This window comes from Atlantibacter subterraneus, assembly GCF_007570865.1.
GTDB lineage: Bacteria > Pseudomonadota > Gammaproteobacteria > Enterobacterales > Enterobacteriaceae > Atlantibacter > Atlantibacter subterraneus.
In genome coordinates this window covers 116,098-135,184 of record NZ_VLPS01000010.1, presented here as the reverse complement: position 1 = coordinate 135,184, position 19,087 = coordinate 116,098, and the positions used below count along the sequence as shown (strand labels likewise).

Here is a 19,087-nt window from a genome sequence, read left to right as displayed (position 1 = left end):
GCGATGACAACGAGTTAAACACACAGGCATTGTTGTCTCATTTGGGATGGACCCGTTACGCATGACTGACAAGAACACCACTATTACGGAGCTACAGGCGCGCTTTCGCCTGAATGAATTAAACGTAGGCCACTGGAACCGTATCCACTTTCAGCTCGATCCCGAGTCTATGCTGGAGGATGAGCGCCTCACCGAATACCGTTTTTACCGCATCGAAGAGATGACCGATGAAAAGGCTGCCGTTCACCGGCTGGCGATGAGCAATGTGATCGCCAATATGAGCGATTCGCGCGCAACGCTGCTGTATATGCTGCTCAGCGACGGCCAGGATATTCATTTTTATATCGGCGTGGCGAGCGACAATAACAGTGTGGTCCACGATATCGGTATTAAACTTGAGCGGGCCTTCAGCAGTAATTTACTCGGTGCCAAGCTGGCGGCGGTTAAACCTCAGGACATCGCTCCGATAACCTCGCTGTTGTCGATGAAGCGGCTCGGCGTGGTGACGGGCGTCCCCTCGCTGAATGAAGAAGAAACCCGGCTAGGGGATGAGGAGTTTCAGGGCGTCGAGCGGCTGGTTAACGGCCTGGCGGGAGAAAGCTGGCGAATGGTGATTGCCTGCCAACCGGGCAGCGCAGAAGAGGTCGAGCAGATCATTGAGCAAATTTACGATCTGTCGACCCAGCTCTCCTCACAAATGAAATATTCGGTGCAGATCTCGCAAAACCAGAGTGAGCAACATACCCGCAGCACCGGCCAGAACCTCACCAAAACCAACGGAACCAGTAATACCCTCACACACGGCGAGGGAGACAGCCGGGCCAAAAGCGTCGGCGTCAATGAAAGCCACGGCACCAGTAAAGGCACCAGCTCCAGTTACGATAATAAAGGCACCAATCACAGTAAGGGCACCAGCAGCGGCACGACCGCCACCTCTTCGACGAACAAATCCCACGCCACGGGAACCAGCGACTCGGAAAGCGTCGGCAGCAATGAAGGCACCAGCGATGCCACCACCTCCGGCGACGGCCAGGCGGTCACCCGCGAAGAGATCAACAAAGGCTACGAAGAGCTGCTGAAGCATTTAGGCGAGACGCAAATTGCCCGCTTTCGCCAGGGCAACAGCAAAGGAATGTTTAAAACCTCGCTGTTTCTGGCCGCCAAAACGAACGCGGTATATGAACGGCTGAGCGCCAGCGTGCGGTCGATTTTTCAGGGCAATAACCCTACCCTGACGCCGTTGCGCGTGCACCGTTTACAGCACGGCGTGGCGCAACTCGGTCAGTTGCTACAACTGGCCAACGCGGCGACCGGCGTGCAGCATCCCTACAGCGAAGCCATTTATTCACTGGTCAGCACCAGCCATGGGCGCGCTCAGTGCTCGACCTGGTTGAACAGCCAGGAAATTTCCCTGCTGATGGGCCTGCCGGATAAAGAGCTGGCCGGGCTGAAAATCCGCAAGTGCGTCGATTTCGCGCTTAATCCCCCTGACCTTGTTGAGCCACATCAGCTGACGCTCGGCCAGGTGATCCAGCATGGTCAGACTCTGGCGTTTAAGCCGCTGACGCTCGATAAGTCCGAGTTGAATAAACACATTTTCATTACCGGCGTAACCGGCTCCGGTAAGACCACCAGTTGCATGAAACTCCTGCTGGAGTCGGGGCTGCCGTTTCTGGTGATTGAACCCGCCAAGACCGAGTACCGCGAACTGTACCAGAAGGATCCCGACGTGGAGTATTACTGCCTGGGCCGGGAAGACATCACGCCGTTTCGCCTGAATCCATTTGAACTGGTGTCATCAAAAGAGACGCTCACCGGACACATCGATATCCTGAAAAACGCCCTCAATGCCGTATTCCCCATGGAGGCAGCGATGCCGATGATCGTGGCGGAAGCGATTATCCAGGCCTATGAACGCAAAGGCTGGGATATCTTCAGCAACCAAAACCTGCTGATTGAGCAGCCGTTCGCCCTGAACAGCGGCGCTTGGCCCAATTTCAGCGATATGATACGCGAACTGGATTCGGTTATTGAATCCAAAGGCATGGGTAAGGAGTTTGAGGAAAAATACCGCGGCTCGCTGGTGGCGCGGCTGACCGATCTGACTAAGGGCACCAAAAGCCGGATGCTCAACGCCCGCCACTCCATTGACTTCGATGCGCTACTGGATAAGAAAGTGGTTTTCGAACTTGATGAAATCAAGGACGAGAATGACAAATCCCTGCTGATGGCGCTGATTGTCACCCGCCTCGCCGAAACCATTAAACAGCGCTACCTGCGGGAGCCGGGCTATCGCCACCTCACGTTGATTGAAGAAGCGCACCGCCTGCTGGCGAAGCCGGAACCAGGCGAAGGCGGCAGTAAAAAACTCGGCGTGGAGATGTTCAGCAACCTGTTGGCCGAAGTGCGTAAATATGGCGAAGGGCTGATCATCGCCGATCAAATCCCTAACAAGCTGATCCCGGACGTCATCAAAAATACCAATACCAAAATCGTTCACCGATTGTTTTCCGCTGACGATCGCGACGTCATTGGCGACACCATGTCGTTAAGCGATGAGCAAAAAAACTTCCTGCCGTCGCTCCAGACGGGCCAGGCGGTGATTTACGGCGGCGGCTGGCACGGCGCGGTGCTCACGCAGATCAAACCCAACGCCAATACCACCGGGCAGCCGATAGATGAACGCCTCATCGCTGACCGGGGTCTTCAGCAATGGTGGCCGCAACGCGCCCGGCTGTTCCCACAGCTCGCGGTGCAAACTCACTTTCACGATCCGCAGGCGTTTATCGCTTACAGCCAGCAGATCGGCAACCTGTTGCGGCTGATGGCGCTGGCGCGGCAACTGCCGCCGGGCGCTTTGCTGAACGCTCAATTGTTACGCATCGTCGGGCAGCTCAAAACCCTCAACGCCTGCGAGCCGGATTTAATCCCGGCGATGGTGGCCTGGACGCTGGATAACACCGATATCCCCCCGGACGCCGTGCGCGAAAAAATGCCGCGTCGGCTGGCTGAGCTATTGAAATTTATTGATATCACGCCAGAAGTGCTGGATTTCACCGCGTTAGCCGCCCGGGTTAACGATATGACCAAAAAATAGTGTTTTTAAATAACAAGGAGTGGCTATGGGATTTTTTAGTTCAATCGGTTCGGCGCTGTCGAGCATCGGCAGTTTTGTAGCGAGCGTCGCCAGCACGGTGCTGAAAATTGCGACCACGCCTGACATCGTGCGCGCGATAAGCGCCGTGGTGCAGGTCATCGGGATCGCGCTGGATATTCTTCGCCCGGACCAGTCACCGGAAAAACACGGTGAAAAAGTGCTGGCCGCCGCAGAGATGGGGATTACACCGGACGCGTTCGCGACGTTTGATGAATATTCTCAGGCAATTAAAAATTTTGAGGTGAAGCCGGGTCTGGAAGGCAAATGGAGCAAAGAACAGAAAATCGCTGCCAGCGCCGGCGTGATTGCCCAGGGCCTGACCGAATACAAATCCTTCAGCATGGATTCGGCGATTAGCCTGCTCATGCTGGTGGCGCAAAAGCCGGAGTTTTTTACCGCCGAGCGCGTTCTTAACCTGATGGGCAAAACCAACGACTTTACCCTGATCCGCGATTATCTCGACGACGAGCTGGATCTGTATGACAGCGAGCGTGTGGAAGCCTGGCTGGCCTCTGCAGAAGCCGATATGTCGGACGGCCTGTCCCGGGAAGAGATCGTCGCCAGCCTGCGCGCCCAACGCGCTGATGCCGAATAACGCCGGAACTGAATTGATGAGCCATTACGCTATTTTTCTCGATCAGCAGCGCTTTAGCTGTTTTTACCAAGCCCGGGAAGGCTGGGAAGTTTATCCGCTGAAAGGCGAAGAGAACCTTGAGTGCACCCAGCCGGACCAACTGGCAGAAGCGCTGCGTGAACTCACCGGACGTCTGGAATGGCATCCGGCGGAACAGATTGTGGTGCTCTACCAGGCGCAACACCAACCGTGGCTGCCGCAGTTGCTTGATGCCGTCGCGAACAGCCCGGTTATGGTGCTGCCGCTCGCCCCGTGGCTTGCCAGCGCCGCAGCCTGCGATCCGTTAAGCAAAACGCCGGAACTGATTTGCCGTCACCTGCTGCCGCTGCTGTGGAAACAGCTAGTTAATCATGACGCGCCGGTGAAATCCCACCAGCTTGCGACTGCTTCACAAACACAAGAAGCCCTCGTGCAGCAACTCCAGCAGGAGCAGCAGGAAAACCTGGCGCTGCAGGACGCGTTAAAAACCTGCCAGCAGAGCCTTCAACAGCAGCAAGCCAGCTGGAATAAACAGCGTGCCCACTATGAAGCCAATCTGCTGCGCACTGACGATCTGGATGACGCCGCCATCGCCCAGTTTATGCCGCTGTTTTTCACACACTTCTGGCAAAAAGTCAGCCCGAGCGATATGGCGATGCTGCTGGGCAGCCTGACCTTGCCCGCCATCTCAAGCCCATGGCCGGAACCCAATAAAAGCGCGCTGGCGATTAAAAAGCGCAGCTTTCAACAAAGCCCATTTCGCCACCAGCAGCAAATCAAAGCCATGGTGCGCAAATTTGTTGAAGTGGGTTATTTGACGGTGCGCCCGGAAATGGAACCGTTACTGGAAGAGTAAGAGAGCTAACGCCCCATGACATCGCCCTATAAAGATTTATGCGCCGATCCTGAATTTTGCGCCTGGCTCGCCGAATTTATCGGTGACGAAGTACAACAGCAGTTGCAGCAAGCCTGGCGGCAGTTAAGCGAACCATCGCCAGCCCCCCTGCCCGCCGCGCCGCCGCTAAGCGAGCCTGAGCCAGCGCCGAAACCTGACGCCCTGCAACCGCTGCGGGGCATCATCACGATGGTGAAAAACGATCCCGAACTGCAGGAGAAATGGCTGCGCCGCCCGCTTCCCGACGGCGAGGCCGAGCAGTTCCAGCAGGTGGTCGTTATCGCCAGCCACTGGGATCGCATCGAGCGCCTGTGGGACGTGCTTTACGAACGGGCGAAATCCCGCGCCGCGCCAATTAACGACGCTGAGCAGCACCTGCTGGAATATGCCCTTTCGCTGCATAACCGGCTGTGGATCGACCGGCTGGCCGAACTCGAAACCGTGGCTGCCGCCAGCGCTTATAACTATGAAATCCATAACGGCGTCGGCCAGGGTGATACCATCATCGCGCTTTGGCTGCCTGGGCTGATTAATAGCGCGGGCAAGCGGGTTCGTAAACCGCTGGTGCAGTTGTAGTAATCAGATAAAGATGGATACGAAGAGAATAAACATGCTGGAAAAACTGCAGGAACGCGCCTGGCTCGGGCTGGTTGACATCTTCTGGGCCGAGCTAAAAAGCAAAGAGACCTTTGGCGTACTCGTTGATAGCGAGCAAACGAAATGGCTGGTGCAGGCGAAGGACGATCGGCTACTGCTCTGGACGCATGATAATCGTTACTACCCGCCCGGCAGTGTCGAGCATAACCAGGCGTTCTGCAACGAACTGCGCTGGCTGGGGCTCAAAGGCTGGCGCGTACCGACCCGCAATGAAATGCTGCTGTTTGCCAAAAACCGCAAAAACCCGCTGCGTCAGGGCGAAAATAACCGTCTGCGCGATAAATACGCGTTTAACGTCGTAGAAGGTTTTATCGATCTCGATCTCAATAACCCGTCTGCTACCCCGGGGCGTGAGTATCCTTCCATCCCCTGCGCATCCGTCACGAAACAGGTGTTCGCGGATATCCTGATCGACATGCCGGTCAAGTTGATCACCCTTAGCGAGCCTGGCCGTAACTGGCTGGATGGCTGGGAGGATCATCTCAATACCACACTGGTGGAACTGGATTACCAGGTTAACCGCCTGCCGAAAATCGATCCCCTCACTTTTACCGATATCAATAAAGGGATATGGGAGATGTGGGGGCAGGACGCGAATACCCTCGAAGCCCTGAATATTCGCCCGCGCGATCCGGCGCGAGATATCCGCCCCGGCTGCGTTGCCATCGACTTCGGTACCAGCAGTACCGTGGTAGCTTATGAAACCGAAAACGGCCGCAAAGAGTTAATGCGCATCGGCGTACGTGATTTCTATGAGCGCATCGAACCGCATCATTTTGAAAACCCGACGGTGTTAGAGATTATCGATTTGCAGGCATTGTTAAGCGAATGGACCGAAGAGGCCTACCGCCCAGGCGTGCGCTGGGAAATGGTGCACTGTTCTCACGAAGCGCAGGCGAAACTGCGCGATAACCAGAGCGATATCTACACAGTCAGCAGCATTTTGACCCGGCTGAAGCAGTGGGCGCTGCGCCAGTCCAGCGATCATCAGGTAGTATTTACCGACCAGCAACAGTGCGAACACACGCTCGCGCCGCTTACCCAAAATAACCCGACGCGTGGAGAGTGGCTGGACGTCACCGGTGATTATCCCTTCGACCCCATTGAGCTGTACGCCTGGTTTTTAGGCATGACCATCAACTGGCGTGGGCGGGGGATCTCGCTGGAATATTTCATGACCTTCCCGGTGGAGTATCCACGCGAGGTGAAAGAAAAAATTCTTGCCAGCTTTAAACGCGGATTGCAACGCAGCCTGCCGCCAACACTGGTGGCGCAGCCGGAATATCTTAGCGCCTTTAGCGTCGAAGAGTTAGCCAGCGAACCTGCCGCCTATGCGGTGTGCGCGCTGGATGCCCTGGCTATCCAACCTGGCGAACAGGGTGCCGCCTACGCGGTATTTGATTTCGGCGGCGGCACCACTGACTTTGACTTCGGCTACTATCGTCACCCTTCAGAAGATGAGGAAGACGAAGGCTTCGAGCGGGTATTTGAACATTTCGCTCCGGCGGGCGACAAATTTTTAGGCGGAGAAAATCTGCTGGAAAATATGGCCTATCGGGTGTTTCGCAATAATCTCGATTTGTGCGGGAAATACCAAATTGCCTTTACCCGACCGCTGGATGCCGACCCGTTCGCGGGTTCGGAAATCTATCTTGAGAAAACCCAGGCGGCCTACAGCAATACCCTGTTGCTAATCAGCGAGCTGCGTCCGTTCTGGGAAACGCCCTGCACCGCCGAGCCGGATATTGAAGATAAAACCTGCACGGTGGATCTGTTCAACCGGGCGGGGGAAAAAGTCAGCTGCGATTTCGTGATCCCGTATGGCGAGCTGGCAGAGTATCTTGAGCAACGCATCGCTCTGGGTATTGATAAGTTTATCGCCGCGCTCGGCCAGGCGTTTATGCCTTTGCCCGAGGAGATACATATTCTGCTGGCGGGCAATTCCAGCCGATCGCTGTGGATCTCACGCCTGTGGGGGCTGTCTGACGATCGTCAGGATGCGCTGATATTTACCCGAATGAACGCTCATTTTGGCAATGATACCCCTGCGCTGCATATTCATGCGCCGCTCAGCAGCAACCCTGACGCCCCGTATCAGCCGACCGCCAAAACCGGCGTGGCGCTCGGGCTGCTGGATTTGCGGCCTGGCGGCGTCACCAAAGTCATCAACCATACGCGCCAGCAGAGCATGGGCGAAGCCGGATTCGCGTTTAACGTGGGTCGCGCCCGCGCCGGATCGTTCCTGGTAGGCTTAGCCATGAATAGCCGCTATGAAGAGTGGTTTGAACTGGGCCCTCAGCGGGAAGGGATTTTTGAGTTGTTGTATACCCAGTCGCCGCTGGCGCAACAGGGCACGCTGTCCTCTGTTGATAGCGAAGTAAAACGCCTGCGCTTACGCCTGGCGGTGAACCAGAAAGGACATCGGGTATTTGCCAAAGCCACGGCACCACACCAGATAAGCCTGGTCACGGCTGCAAATCTGGACGAACTGGCGGAAAATCGCACGGATAATTATCAGGTGCTGGAATTGAAATAATCTGAATTTACCGTCTCGCTTTTGGGGTTTGGCAACGTTCAGCAATCAGAGAAAAGAAAAGGACTGCCAGCGAAACACTGGCAGCCCTGTTAAAAGGCGCTCTCGGCATGCCTGACCGCATCAGCCTGAAAAGGCGGGGTTTCCCCCGCCTCCAGGTGCTACTTACCAGGTTCGTAAGCCAGTAACGCAGCGACCTCCCTGCTTCCGTCTTTTACCCGCAGCTCGCACAGCGAACTTCGCGTCAGATACGTGAATATCAACAGTGTCAAACACACCATAAATACACACCAGAGCAGGGCGTTTCGCGGCAGTTTCATCGCTTTCTTCTCCTTGTCTTGCGACAGGTAAGAGGCTATCCTGATGTTGTTCATGCATGCAGGTAGCCTCGTTGGTTAATTGAAAAATTACCTTCGGGGCTTTCTTCTTTCTGCCTCACAACACCACTTCACTACCCTGCGTTAATGAGGCAAAAAGCCTCAAGCGCCGCCGCCACTATAAGCCGCACGTTATCCCGCAAAATATTAAGAAAATCTGAAATAAAAACGCCCCGGGGCAACGGGGCAAAAAAGTGCTAAGTCACTGACATCGCACCTCCCTGTGCGTTGGAAAATGAGGGTTACCAGGTTACGCAGACAAGGCCTTCAGCAACGCAAAGGCTTCTTTCATCTTGTCTTCACTCACCACAAAAGCACGTAGCTGGCCTTCAGCGTCCACGCCTTTCGCCACCATGCCCTGGGCTTCGGTAGAAATCTGCCAGTTGAGATCGCAGCGGCGGGTTTCCCCCGCCAGATGCAATGGCAGCTCCGGCGTTTTGACTTTGACCAGCATGGCGGGCAACTTCAGCGGCGCGTTACCGCCGAGCAGGTTTTTCGCCAGCGTCATGGCGCTTATCTGAATCGGCTGCAGGAACGGCAGCAACTGACCGTCAATTTCCGCGCAGTCGCCCAGCGCGTAAATATCCGGATTGCTGCTTTTCAACGTGCTATCCACCACAATCCCGCGATTCACTTCAACGCCGGCGCTGCGTGCCAGCGCGGTTTCCGGCCGTAAGCCCGTCGCGGAGATCACCGCGTCCACTTCTACATGGCGATCGCGATCGAAGGTGGCGCGAATGCCGCGGGCTGTTTGCTCCAGCGATTGCAACTGCGATTTGAGCAGCAGATGCACGCCCATATCCGTCAGACGATGCTGTAAGCGACTACTCACTTCCGGCGGCATCAGCGAAGCCAGAATGCTGGCCGCGTTATCCACCAGCGTGACGGATTTACCCGCCCGGGTAAAATCCATCGCCAGTTCGCTGCCGATCAAACCGCCGCCGACAATCAGCACCCGACGCGCATCAAACAGCTGCGACTCGCAGGCTCGGTACTCCAGCTGGCTGTTGAGCGTCAGCATCAGTTCACGCCCGGCCACTGGCGGGATAAACGCGCTGGCCCCGGTGGCCAGCACCAGTTTGTCGTAACACCACTGATTATCGGTGCTTTTCACCACGCGGGCCTGGGCATCGATCTCTTTGATCCAGGTGTACGGAAACAGGCGCACGTTGTACTGTTCGGCGAATTCGCCCGCCGACTGCCGCGTCATCTCATCGGCGCGCTGGCCCAGGCTGATAACATGGCTGAGATCGGGTTTGTTGTATTCGTCGATACTGTCGGCGGCAATCACGCTGATTGCCACCTGGCTGTCCTGTTTACGCAGATTTTTGACTAACTGTCGGGCCGCGAAGCCCGACCCGATAATGACGATCCCGTGGCTCATACCGCCTCCGTTGCCAGCTCATCAAACACGTCTTTACCCAGTGAACATTCCGGGCACAGGAAGTTGTCCGGCACATCGCTCCACGGCGTACCCGGCTGGACATCCTGCATCGGCTCGCCGACGGCGGGATCGTAAATCCACTGGCAAACGCTGCACTGCATGCAAGGGCCAAGATCGGCTTCAGCAGCAGCAGCGACGCTGTCATCGGGCTTCGGCTCCGCTTTCACGGTGGCTTCCGGCAACGGTGCGAGCGCCCACTGACGGGCAATATCGCGGCCATGCTGGCGGCACAGTTCCAGTGCATCCACATCCGGACGCCATTTGGCTTTCAGGCTCAGTGACATTTCAAAACCGGCATCCTGCAAGCGGGTAGACAGGCGGTCCACCGCGCCGCCGCTCCAGCCGTGCGAACCGAACGCGCTGGCGCGTTTGTTACGAAAGCGCAGACCGGTCATCTCTTCCACCAGGCCAGCGATTTTCGGCATCATCACGTTGTTCATGGTGGACGTCCCCACCAGCACGCCTTTGGAGCGGAACACGTTGGTCAGGATTTCGTTTTTATCGCTGCGCGCCACGTTGAAAATTTTCACCGCCACCACTGGGTCAACTTCGTTGATGCCCTGAGCGATGGCATCGGCCATCATGCGTGTGTTGTTGGACATGGTGTCGTAGAAAATGGTGATGCGGTCTTCCTGATAGTCCGCCGCCCATTTCAGATACAGCTCGACGATCTGGGTCGGGTTTTCACGCCATACCACGCCATGAGAGGTAGCAATCATATCCACTGGCAGGTTGAAGCCGAGGATCTCGGTGATTTTTGGCGTAACCAGGCGGCTAAACGGCGTCAGGATGTTGGCGTAGTAGCGCTGGCACTGTTCGAACAGTTCAGTCTGATCCACTTCATCGTTAAACAGGCGCTCGTCGCAATAGTGCTGGCCAAAAGCGTCGTTACTGAACAGCACCGCATCGCCGGTCATGTAGGTCATCATACTGTCCGGCCAGTGCAGCATCGGCGTTTCGACGAAGATCAGCTGTTTGCCGTTGCCGATATCCAGCGAGTCACCGGTTTTCACCACGTGGAAATTCCACTCCGGGTGATGGTGATGGCCGTTAATCGAATCAATTGCGTTGGCGGTGCAGTAGATCGGCGTATCCGGGATTTGCATCATCAGCTCGGTCAGCGCGCCTGCGTGGTCTTCTTCGGCGTGATTAATGATGATGTAGTCGATATCCGCCAGATCGATTTCGCTGCGCAGGTTCTGCACGAACTCGCGGCTGAATTTATGATCGACAGTGTCGATCAGCACATTTTTTTCTTCACGGATGAGGTAGCTGTTGTAGCTGCTGCCGCGCAGCGTTTTGTATTCGGTGCCGTGAAAATCGCGAACTTCCCAGTCACGCTGTCCAACCCAGGAAATATTGTTCTTAACCAGAATAGCCATATCAACCTCTTGTGTTCATGAAATTAAATTCGATTGCGATATGGCTCATATATCAAGTTGCGTGCCAACTTTATAAATATATGATTTACAATAAATTATTGAATTTAATAACAACATGGCAGGTTAAAATGACTATCTCAAAAACAGTCATTTTGACCAATATAATTGTCAAAATGACCGTGTGCGGTAAGGCGATTAGACGCGGTTGATCATCCGCCAGCGGAACCAGATTTGAGCGAGCAGGATCAGAATCCCGCCGATAATTTTCTGGGTGGGCAGACGCTCGCCATACCAAATCCCGGCAGCAATCACGGTAAACAGCGGTTCCAGTACCATGATCAGGGCGGCGCTGGCGACGGCGGCGTATTTTTGCCCCTGGAGCTGCAACGCGAAGCGCAGGCTGGTGGCGATGAAAATACTGGCCAGTACCCACATTGCGATAGACCAACTAAACGGCTGGGTAATGTGTTCGAAACTGGCGGAAATCGCCAGACCAACGAGGCCCGTTATCATCAGCTGTGCGGTGGTCAGCGGGATTAACGGCACCTCCCGGGCGCAGCGGCTGGTGTAGCAAAACGAGATCGACTGCACCAGCGCCGTCAGTAAAAACCAGCCCTGGCTGGGGTGGAACGACACCGGGCTGTGCAGGCTTAACAGCGCCAGGCCAATCGCTGCCAACGGTAAGCACTCCCAGTAAGCCCGCGCCGGGCGCACCTGCATCATCACCCACGCCGTCAGCGGTACAAACAGCATGGCGAGGCTCATAATAAATGCCCCTTCGCCCAGCGACGGCGTGCTGGATACCGAGTAGATCCACAGGCACATGGTTAACGCCATCCAGACGCCGCTGGTCAGCACCTGCCGCCACTGATGACGCGGGATAATCTGGCCGCGACAGAACGGCAACAGCACCAGCGAGGCGAAGAAAAACCGCACGCCAAGAAACGCAAACACCGGCATTCCGGCAATCGCCTCTTTAGAAAAGATCCAGCCGCAGGCGGCAATAAGCGTGGTTAATACTAAAAACAGATCGGCTTGCCGCTGCCGGTTCATGGGTGATGCTCCCTGGAATCATTAAAATAAGTCAAACAAGGTTCGACTTTATAACATTCCGCTAACCTGAACCACTCACGCGGGGGAAAAGATTGGGGGGTGGTAAAACAGAAAAAAAGCGCCCCGACGAGGCGCTTATCAGCAAGGTGAGGATCAGTTCCAGAGCGCCAGGATCGGCCAGCCGACCAGCATCAGCATCGAGATATAAATCACCCCGAAAATCGCGCCGAGACGCCAGTAATCTTTGGACTTCACGTAACCGCAACCGTAGATGATCACGCCAGGGCCGGTGGCATACGGGGTCAGGCAGCCCATGATACCGATAGACAGCACCAGCAGAATACACAAGTGCTCCATTGGTACGCCCGGGATGCCTTTACCCACCGCGAGGATCACCGGCAGCATGGTGGCGGTATGCGCCGACAGGCTGGCGAACAGGTAGTGCGCGAAGTAGAACACCAGTACCAGTGCGATCACCGTGCCGGTGGGCGAGAACCCTTCCAGATGGGTGCTCATGGTTTTCGCAAACCAGTCGATAAAGCCGGAACGGGTCAGACCGTTGGCCATCACCACCAGCGTCGACAGGTTCACCAGGGTGTTCCAGGCGCTGTGATATTTGGTGATCTCTTTCCACGGCACCACGTGCAGGGCCAGCATTAACGATACTGCCAGCAAGCCCACCGCCGTGGCGTCAATGGCTTCACCGCCGAATACCCACAGCGCCAGACTCAGCAGCACCAGGCCAATCAGAACGATCTCTTTCTGGGTCAACGCGCCCATCTCTTTCAGCGCGCCGCTGGCCCAGCTGGAAACCTCTGCGCTGTGGGTCACTTCCGGTTTGTACAGCACATACGAGAGCCACGGCGCGATAATCAGCAGAATAATGCCCACCGGTAAAAAACTCAGGAACCAGGTCAGCCAGCTGATCTGAATACCGGCGATTTTGCTGACGAATTCAAGACCCAGCACGTTCGGCGCGGCACCAGTGACGAACATTGAGGAGCTGAGGCTGGTACTGATCACCATCATCCACATCAGGTAGCCGCCGATGCGGCGTGATGACGGGTCGTTGGGATGGGAGTTAAACAGCGGCGGCAGGTTTTTTATAACCGGGAACACGGTGCCGCCGGTGCGCGCGGTATTCGACGGGGTGAACGGTGCCAGCAGGATATCGATTATCACGATGGCATAGCCGAGCGTCAGGGTACGTTTACCCATAAACTTAACCATAAACAGCGCGATACGCCGCCCCAGCCCGGTTACCTCATAACCCAGCGCGAAAATAAACGCCCCGAACACCAGCCACACCGTGGTGCTGGAGAAGCCCGCCAGCCCCCACTTCAACGCCTGCTTACCGGCGTCGAATTTCGGGTCGGCCAGTTCGCTGGCACCGAACAACAGATAATCGCTGCCAATGACGCAAATCGTGACGGCGATAAAGCTGATTGCCGTTGCCGGGATGGGTTCGAGGATCATCCCAACGATCATCGCGACAAACACGGCAAAATAGTGCCATGCCTGCGGCGGCATACCGTCAGGAACCGGAATGAGCAGCATAACGCCCATTACCACCAGCGGGGCCAGTAACTTCCATATCTTATCTTTTGAAGCAGTCATCACTGTTTCTCCATGAAAAGCTTGTGCTTGAGAGTGTTTGAGATTTAACGGTTGAAATTTCAGCTAAAAACCAGGTCACGATCAGCAGATCGGCGCTGCCGCCGGGGCTGAGATGGCGGGCGATACAGGCGTTATCAAATTCTTCGAGCAAGTGAAGGTCTGACGCGCGACGGATGCCGCCCTGGCGCAGCAGCGCGATCGCCCTTTGTTGCAGCCAGCGCAGGCCGTCAGCGCCGCCGCGCGATGCCACATTGGTGTCGCCATTGCGCGCCATCAGCACCAGCAGCGTGTCGAGCAGCGCCAGCTCCGGGTCAATGCCCTGCGCTTTCAGCGCCTGGTAATGGGGTAACGCATGGTCGCTCACCAGCGGGAATCCGGCTTCGGCTTCGCCGCGCGCGCCGGTCAGGCCGAGCTGCACATAGAGGCGCTGGCCCGCCGTTTGCCCGGCGTTGTGCTGCGCCAGCTCTCGTGCGGTGAGCCCTTCACAAAACCCCGCTACCAGGCGGCACAGCGCCTCTGGCGTGACCCGCTTTTGCTGTTGGGTTAATCGCCCCACCGCCGTACACAGCAGCCCCAGAGAAAAAATGCTGCCTTTATGGGTATTCACTCCGGCGGTGGCGCGGAACATTGCCGCTTCGCAGGCCATTCCGATGGGGCGGATCGCGGCCAGCACGGCGCTTTCCGGCAAGCCAGCGCTGCATGCGCCCATCTCCACAAAGCGCGGCAGCCACAGGCGGATGGCATCCGCGCTGCGGTAAAAATCTTCCAGCGCCATGTCCCGGTGCGCGCCGTTGTTATAGCGGTCCACCAGGCCAGGCTTGGGCGAGAGATTCACTTCCGCCAGCATGGCCCGCCAGGCGCAGTCGCTGTAATGCGCGATGATGTGCGGCGCAATGCCCCCCTGCTCAAGCGTGTTCGGCATCATTCAGGCGCGTCTCCATATGAGCCAGCAGTTCGGCAAGGGAATGGGATTGCTCGCGGGCGCAGAGCGCCGCGGCACGGGAACAAATCAGGCAGGCGCGGGGCGGCAGGGAAAACCGCTGGCGGCTCAGGATTTCGCCTTGCGGCGTTAAGACGTCGATATCCCATAGCCGCCCCAACGGGTGCGTCTGCTCCAGCGCGATGGCAGCGCGCTTCACCGCCTGCGCCGGGGCGTTTATCTCCAGCAGCGCTTCGGGGCCGGTAATCAAGGCGAAAGATGACTGGGCGATTGTCGGCCAACCGGCGTCGCGCGCCATGCCTTTTAGCGCCTGAAGGCCATGGCCAAAAATCCGCCGGGTGAGATCGCTGTCTTTCACCGGGCCGGGGGTTACGACGGTGAAGGAAATCAGCGTCACCCCATGTTGCTTAATCCAGGCCATTTGCCGCGCCTGGCGCGCATCCCGGCTGGCCAGCAGTTCCGGCAGCGTTACGGCACGATCCGCAGAACGCGTCATGGCCTATTCCTTCACCTGATGAACCACATCGATCACCGAGCCATCGCGGTAGCGCACCACGGCGATAACCCGGTCGGTAAAGGCAATCGGACAGGGATCGCCCGTCAGGATGCGCGCCCTTTCCCGTAGCCATTCGATGGTGACGACGCGCAGCCCGGCCTGTTTCAGGCGCTCTGCCAGCTCCGGGCGCGCCGGATTGACGGCAATGCCGTGGTCGGTCACCAGGATGTCGACGCTGGAGCCCGGCGTGACGCAGGTCGTCACGCTATCCACCAGGGTGGGGATCCGCCCGCGCACCAGCGGCGCGACGATAATCGACAGCGCCGCCGCCACCGCCGTGTCGCAGTGGCCGCCGGATGCGCCGCGCAACACGCCGTCCGAGCCGGTCAGCACATTGACGTTAAACTGGGTATCGATCTCCAGCGCGCTCAGCACCACCACGTCGAGACGGTCGACGCTGGCACCTTTGGAGCCCCAGTTGGCGTACTGGTTGGCGCTAATTTCAATGTGGTTGGGGTTACGGGCCAGCGACTCTGCGGCGGCGCGGTCAAAGCTCTGAACGTCGAGCAGCTTTTTGATCAAGCCCTTTTCATGCAGATCGACCATGGTGGAGGTAATGCCGCCCAGCGCGAAGTCGGCGTGGACATTGCGGCTGCGCATTTTGTCTTCCAGAAAGCGCGTCACCGCCAGCGATGCGCCGCCGGTACCGGTTTGCAGCGAGAAGCCGGGTGTGAAGTAGCCGGAATTGACCACCACATCCGCCGCGTGGCGGGCAATCAGCAGCTCGCGCGGGTTCGACGTCATGCGGGTGGCGTCGGCACCAATTTTGTCAGCATCCCCGACGCGGTCGATCTGCACGATCAAATCGACGCAATCCTGAGCGATGCTGGCAGGATGATGGGGATACGGCAGCAGCGCTTCGGTCAGCAGCACCACCTGACGGGCGTGCTCCGCATCCACTTTGGCGTAGCCCAGCGAGCCGCAGCAGGCTGTGCCGGTGTAGCCATTGGCATTGCCGTACGGGTCGCAGGAGGGCACGCCGAGAAACGCCACGTCAATCGCCAGCTCACCGCTGTTGACCAGCTGCACACGGCCACCGTGGGAGTGGATCTGCACCGGCTCGGCCAATAAGCCGCGCGAAATCTCTTCCGCCAGCGGCCCGCGCAGCCCGGAGGTGTAAATTCTGTTCACCACGTGATTGCGGATATGTTCCACCAGCGGCGCGTGGCAATCGCTGAGCGAGCTGGACGCCAGTGTCAGGTTTTTAAATCCCATTCCGGCAATGGCGTCCATCACCAGATTCAGCGTTAAATCGCCGCCGCGAAAAGCGTGATGGAAAGAGATAGTCATCCCATCCTGTAATCCTGAACGGCGAATAGCCTCTTGCAGGGTGGCGCACAGTTTTTTATCGCGCGGCTTCTGGGTTTGCAGATTGAGTTTTGAGGCAGGCTGAAATGCCGGACGATCGCCCTTCCCTGCGCTGACCCGCGCCTGCCGTTGTGTGGTTTGCTGCATGTCGTTACTCCTCACGAATACCGGAAAGCGCTGCCCGGGACAGCACCAGACGCGCCCGCTCGATGACCGGGCTATCCACCATCTTGCCGTTGAGCGATACCACGCCCAGCCCTTCACGCGCCGCAGCCTCGGCGGCGTCGACCACGCGCTGGGCGTGATCCGCTTCCTGGCGGGTCGGGGCATACAGGTTGTGCAGCAGCTCGATTTGGCGCGGGTTGATCAGCGATTTGCCGTCAAAACCCAGCTGTTTGATATGCGCGGCTTCCCGCAGAAAACCGGCTTCGTTGTTGGCGTCGGAATAGACGGTATCGAAGGCCTGAATGCCTGCCGCGCGCGCCGCCTGGAGAATGGCGCAGCGGGCGAACAGCAGTTCCGTCCCCTCCGGCGAACGTTCGGTACGCAAGTTGCGCACGTAATCCTCCGCGCCGAGCGCGATGCCGATCAGGCGCGGCGAGGCGTGGGCAATTGCCACCGCCTGGGTAATGCCCTGCGGCGATTCAATAGCGGCCAGCAGACCGGTGCTGCCGGGTTCCCGGCCGCATTCCGCCTCAATCCGCGCGATGTGATTTTCGATATCAATCACGTCCTGGGCGGTGTCGGTTTTCGGCAGGCGCACAATGTCCACGCCGCCACGTACCACGGCTTCGAGATCCGCTACGCCGTAATCGGAATCCAGCGCGTTTACCCGCACGATGGTTTCGACGTTCTGATACAGCGGGTGCTGCAGAGCGTGGAACACCAGGCGGCGAGCAGCGTCTTTTTCACGCAGGATCACCGAGTCCTCCAGGTCAAACATCAGCGCATCGGCGTGATAGATAAACGCGTTGCTGACCATCGCGGCATTGGCTCCGGGGACGAACAGCATGCTGCGGCGGGTACGGGATTTACGTTGTTCGGGGGTAAGTTTCATGCGCGCGTCTCCCAGGGCATTGCCGTCATCTCGCAGGCGCGCGCCAGCAGCGTTTCCAGACGTGCGCGCAATACGCAGTCCAGCGCGCCTTTATCATCAATAAACACCTGAACGCCGCGCACCTGATAGCGCGTCAGGATCTCCAGAACGGTGGCGCGGATGGCAACGCCAAACTGTTTTTCCACGCTGCTGTTGATTTGCAGCTCGATATCGTGCGAGTCGAGGGGCGCGATGCGCGCCATTACATCCCCGGACTCCAGCGTGCCGGCGACGGCAGGACGGGTAATTTTCATGATTCACCTGTTGTTAATACGGATTCAGTTTGAAGCGCTGTGGAACGCATGACGGTGTCAGGCAACATGCGTTGCAGATAGCGGGCGGTGGCGTCGGGTACCAGCAGCTCAATGGTCGCGAAGTCGTGCTTGACCAGCAGTTTGCGCACCCAGGAAGCGGAAATAGCGATGCCGTGATATTGCAGACGCTCAATTTCCACCAGCTGCACTGGCGGCGCGGGATTGGTCGGGTCCTGCAGAATGCGCCGCATATCGGCGTTATAGCTGGCGGTCACTTTGCAAAACGGCTCTGTGCCGACGAAGCGATGGGTAATGCCCAGCGCGGGAGCAAGATGATTACGGAAGATTTGCAGATCGATTTCGGTATAGCAGTGGTTAATGACGCTCTGTTCTTTAATGAAGTAGCATGGAAAAGTGGCGCGGGAGATCAGGTATTCTGAGCCGCGATGCACCGTGAGCTTTTCTATATCCGCCGTCCCGGCACGCACCAGCGCCAGCCGGTCTTCATACGGGAAACGGGAGGTATCCTCTTTAACTAAAAACAGATGCAGCCAGTCGCACTGTGCCGCCGCCCTCTGCACCAGGTAGCGATGACCGCGCGTAAACGGGTTGGCGTTCATCACGATGCAGCCGATTTTGTTACCGTCCCGGCGCAGTGTCGTAAGATAACTGGCGTACTGTTGCAGGCGCGTCGCGTTGTTTTCCATCAGCACCATAACGCCCGGCACCCGCGCCAGGGTAAAAAACCCGCACTGCCGAAACAGGGCTTCATTCTGAGTTTTGGTATAGATAAATAACTGGGTGCAAAAACGCTCATAGGCCAGGTTAATTAATTCTGTGGCCAGGGTGAGCGCTAATCCTTCTCCGCGGACTGACTCATCAATCGCAACGCACTTAATAATATTCCCGGCAAGGCCGCCGCAGGCGATTAAGTGTTCATTACGCGTAACGGTAATAAATATCTCTACGGTGGTGTCGATGCTCAAATCGTTTTCACGCAGGAATTGCGTTATCCCGGCCATTTTCTTATTTTCGCTGCGCTTTACCCGTGTGAACACGGTATTGCCAAACATAGGTATCCGTCCCTGCGCCATGAGTAAGGTGGGGAATAAATGTTAATTAACTGCTGCAATAATAAAAAAGCCCGCCACGCAGGCATTTCCATCAACAGTGTGGTATGCAGAGAAATGGTACGCACTATTTAA

Annotated in this window: 16 protein-coding genes and 1 pseudogene; 5 read left to right on the top strand and 12 right to left on the bottom strand. The window is 57.2% G+C overall.

The genetic code is table 11. The features are described 5' to 3' along the window. Nucleotides 1-61 precede the first annotated feature (61 nt). Genes FND52_RS19820 through FND52_RS19800 form a run of 5 tightly spaced genes read left to right on the top strand, consistent with a single transcriptional unit; the run spans nt 62 to nt 7,858 of the window. Nucleotides 62-3,097 (top strand): ATP-binding protein, encoded by a 3,036-nt coding sequence (locus tag FND52_RS19820; protein WP_144132847.1) that lies wholly within the window; start codon nt 62-64, stop codon nt 3,095-3,097. 25 nt (nt 3,098-3,122) lie between these two features. Further along, nucleotides 3,123-3,752, top strand: coding sequence for an anti-sigma factor (locus FND52_RS19815; protein WP_144132845.1), 630 nt, complete (start codon nt 3,123-3,125; stop codon nt 3,750-3,752). 16 nt (nt 3,753-3,768) lie between these two features. Further along, the gene (locus FND52_RS19810) at nt 3,769-4,626 is read left to right on the top strand and encodes a hypothetical protein (RefSeq protein WP_144132843.1); all 858 of its coding nucleotides are present in this window, start codon (nt 3,769-3,771) and stop codon (nt 4,624-4,626) included. 15 nt (nt 4,627-4,641) lie between these two features. After that, nucleotides 4,642-5,241: a hypothetical protein gene (locus FND52_RS19805; RefSeq protein ID WP_144132841.1), complete on the top strand. Its 600-nt coding sequence runs from the start codon at nt 4,642-4,644 to the stop codon at nt 5,239-5,241. A 34-nt stretch (nt 5,242-5,275) separates the two neighbouring features. Continuing rightward, nucleotides 5,276-7,858, top strand: coding sequence for a hypothetical protein (locus FND52_RS19800; protein WP_144132839.1), 2,583 nt, complete (start codon nt 5,276-5,278; stop codon nt 7,856-7,858). Between the two features lie 158 nt (nt 7,859-8,016). Here the strand turns inward: FND52_RS19800 and FND52_RS19795 are convergent, their stop codons facing one another. The 12 genes and pseudogenes from FND52_RS19795 to citC all read right to left on the bottom strand — a co-directional run bounded on the left by FND52_RS19795 (nt 8,017) and on the right by citC (nt 18,955). After that, nucleotides 8,017-8,136 (bottom strand): type I toxin-antitoxin system Hok family toxin, encoded by a 120-nt coding sequence (locus tag FND52_RS19795; protein ID WP_244290593.1) that lies wholly within the window; start codon nt 8,134-8,136, stop codon nt 8,017-8,019. After that, a pseudogene (locus FND52_RS21985) lies at nt 8,090-8,233 on the bottom strand (DUF5431 family protein); the annotation flags it as partial. The pseudogene FND52_RS21985 and the gene FND52_RS19795, both read right to left, overlap by 47 nt. 249 nt (nt 8,234-8,482) lie before the next feature. Continuing rightward, nucleotides 8,483-9,616: an NADH:flavorubredoxin reductase NorW gene (gene norW / locus FND52_RS19790; RefSeq protein WP_144132835.1), complete on the bottom strand. Its 1,134-nt coding sequence runs from the start codon at nt 9,614-9,616 to the stop codon at nt 8,483-8,485. Beyond that, nucleotides 9,613-11,058, bottom strand: a complete 1,446-nt coding sequence (norV, locus tag FND52_RS19785; RefSeq protein WP_144132833.1) for an anaerobic nitric oxide reductase flavorubredoxin — start codon at nt 11,056-11,058, stop codon at nt 9,613-9,615. Before norV ends, norW begins: the two co-directional genes overlap by 4 nt. A 195-nt stretch (nt 11,059-11,253) precedes the next feature. Then, nucleotides 11,254-12,111 carry a DMT family transporter gene (locus FND52_RS19780; RefSeq protein WP_144132831.1) on the bottom strand — a complete coding sequence of 286 codons (858 nt, stop codon included), beginning with the start codon at nt 12,109-12,111 and terminating at the stop codon, nt 11,254-11,256. A 153-nt stretch (nt 12,112-12,264) separates the two neighbouring features. Then, nucleotides 12,265-13,728, bottom strand: coding sequence for an anion permease (locus FND52_RS19775; protein ID WP_144132829.1), 1,464 nt, complete (start codon nt 13,726-13,728; stop codon nt 12,265-12,267). Then, complete coding sequence (gene citG / locus FND52_RS19770; RefSeq protein ID WP_144132827.1) at nt 13,709-14,653, bottom strand: triphosphoribosyl-dephospho-CoA synthase CitG; 945 nt, start codon at nt 14,651-14,653, stop codon at nt 13,709-13,711. Before citG ends, FND52_RS19775 begins: the two co-directional genes overlap by 20 nt. After that, nucleotides 14,634-15,164, bottom strand: a complete 531-nt coding sequence (gene citX, locus FND52_RS19765) for a citrate lyase holo-[acyl-carrier protein] synthase (RefSeq protein WP_144132825.1) — start codon at nt 15,162-15,164, stop codon at nt 14,634-14,636. The genes citG and citX overlap by 20 nt, the downstream gene beginning before the upstream one ends. Before the next feature lie 3 nt (nt 15,165-15,167). After that, nucleotides 15,168-16,679: a citrate lyase subunit alpha gene (gene citF, locus FND52_RS19760; protein ID WP_144132823.1), complete on the bottom strand. Its 1,512-nt coding sequence runs from the start codon at nt 16,677-16,679 to the stop codon at nt 15,168-15,170. A 4-nt stretch (nt 16,680-16,683) separates the two neighbouring features. After that, on the bottom strand, nt 16,684-17,589 hold the full coding sequence (gene citE, locus FND52_RS19755; protein ID WP_144132821.1) for a citrate (pro-3S)-lyase subunit beta: 906 nt from the start codon (nt 17,587-17,589) through the stop codon (nt 16,684-16,686). Continuing rightward, complete coding sequence (citD, locus tag FND52_RS19750; protein WP_125293883.1) at nt 17,586-17,882, bottom strand: citrate lyase acyl carrier protein; 297 nt, start codon at nt 17,880-17,882, stop codon at nt 17,586-17,588. The genes citE and citD overlap by 4 nt, the downstream gene beginning before the upstream one ends. After that, on the bottom strand, nt 17,879-18,955 hold the full coding sequence (gene citC, locus FND52_RS19745) for a [citrate (pro-3S)-lyase] ligase (RefSeq protein WP_144132819.1): 1,077 nt from the start codon (nt 18,953-18,955) through the stop codon (nt 17,879-17,881). The genes citD and citC overlap by 4 nt, the downstream gene beginning before the upstream one ends. Nucleotides 18,956-19,087: the final 132 nt, after the last annotated feature.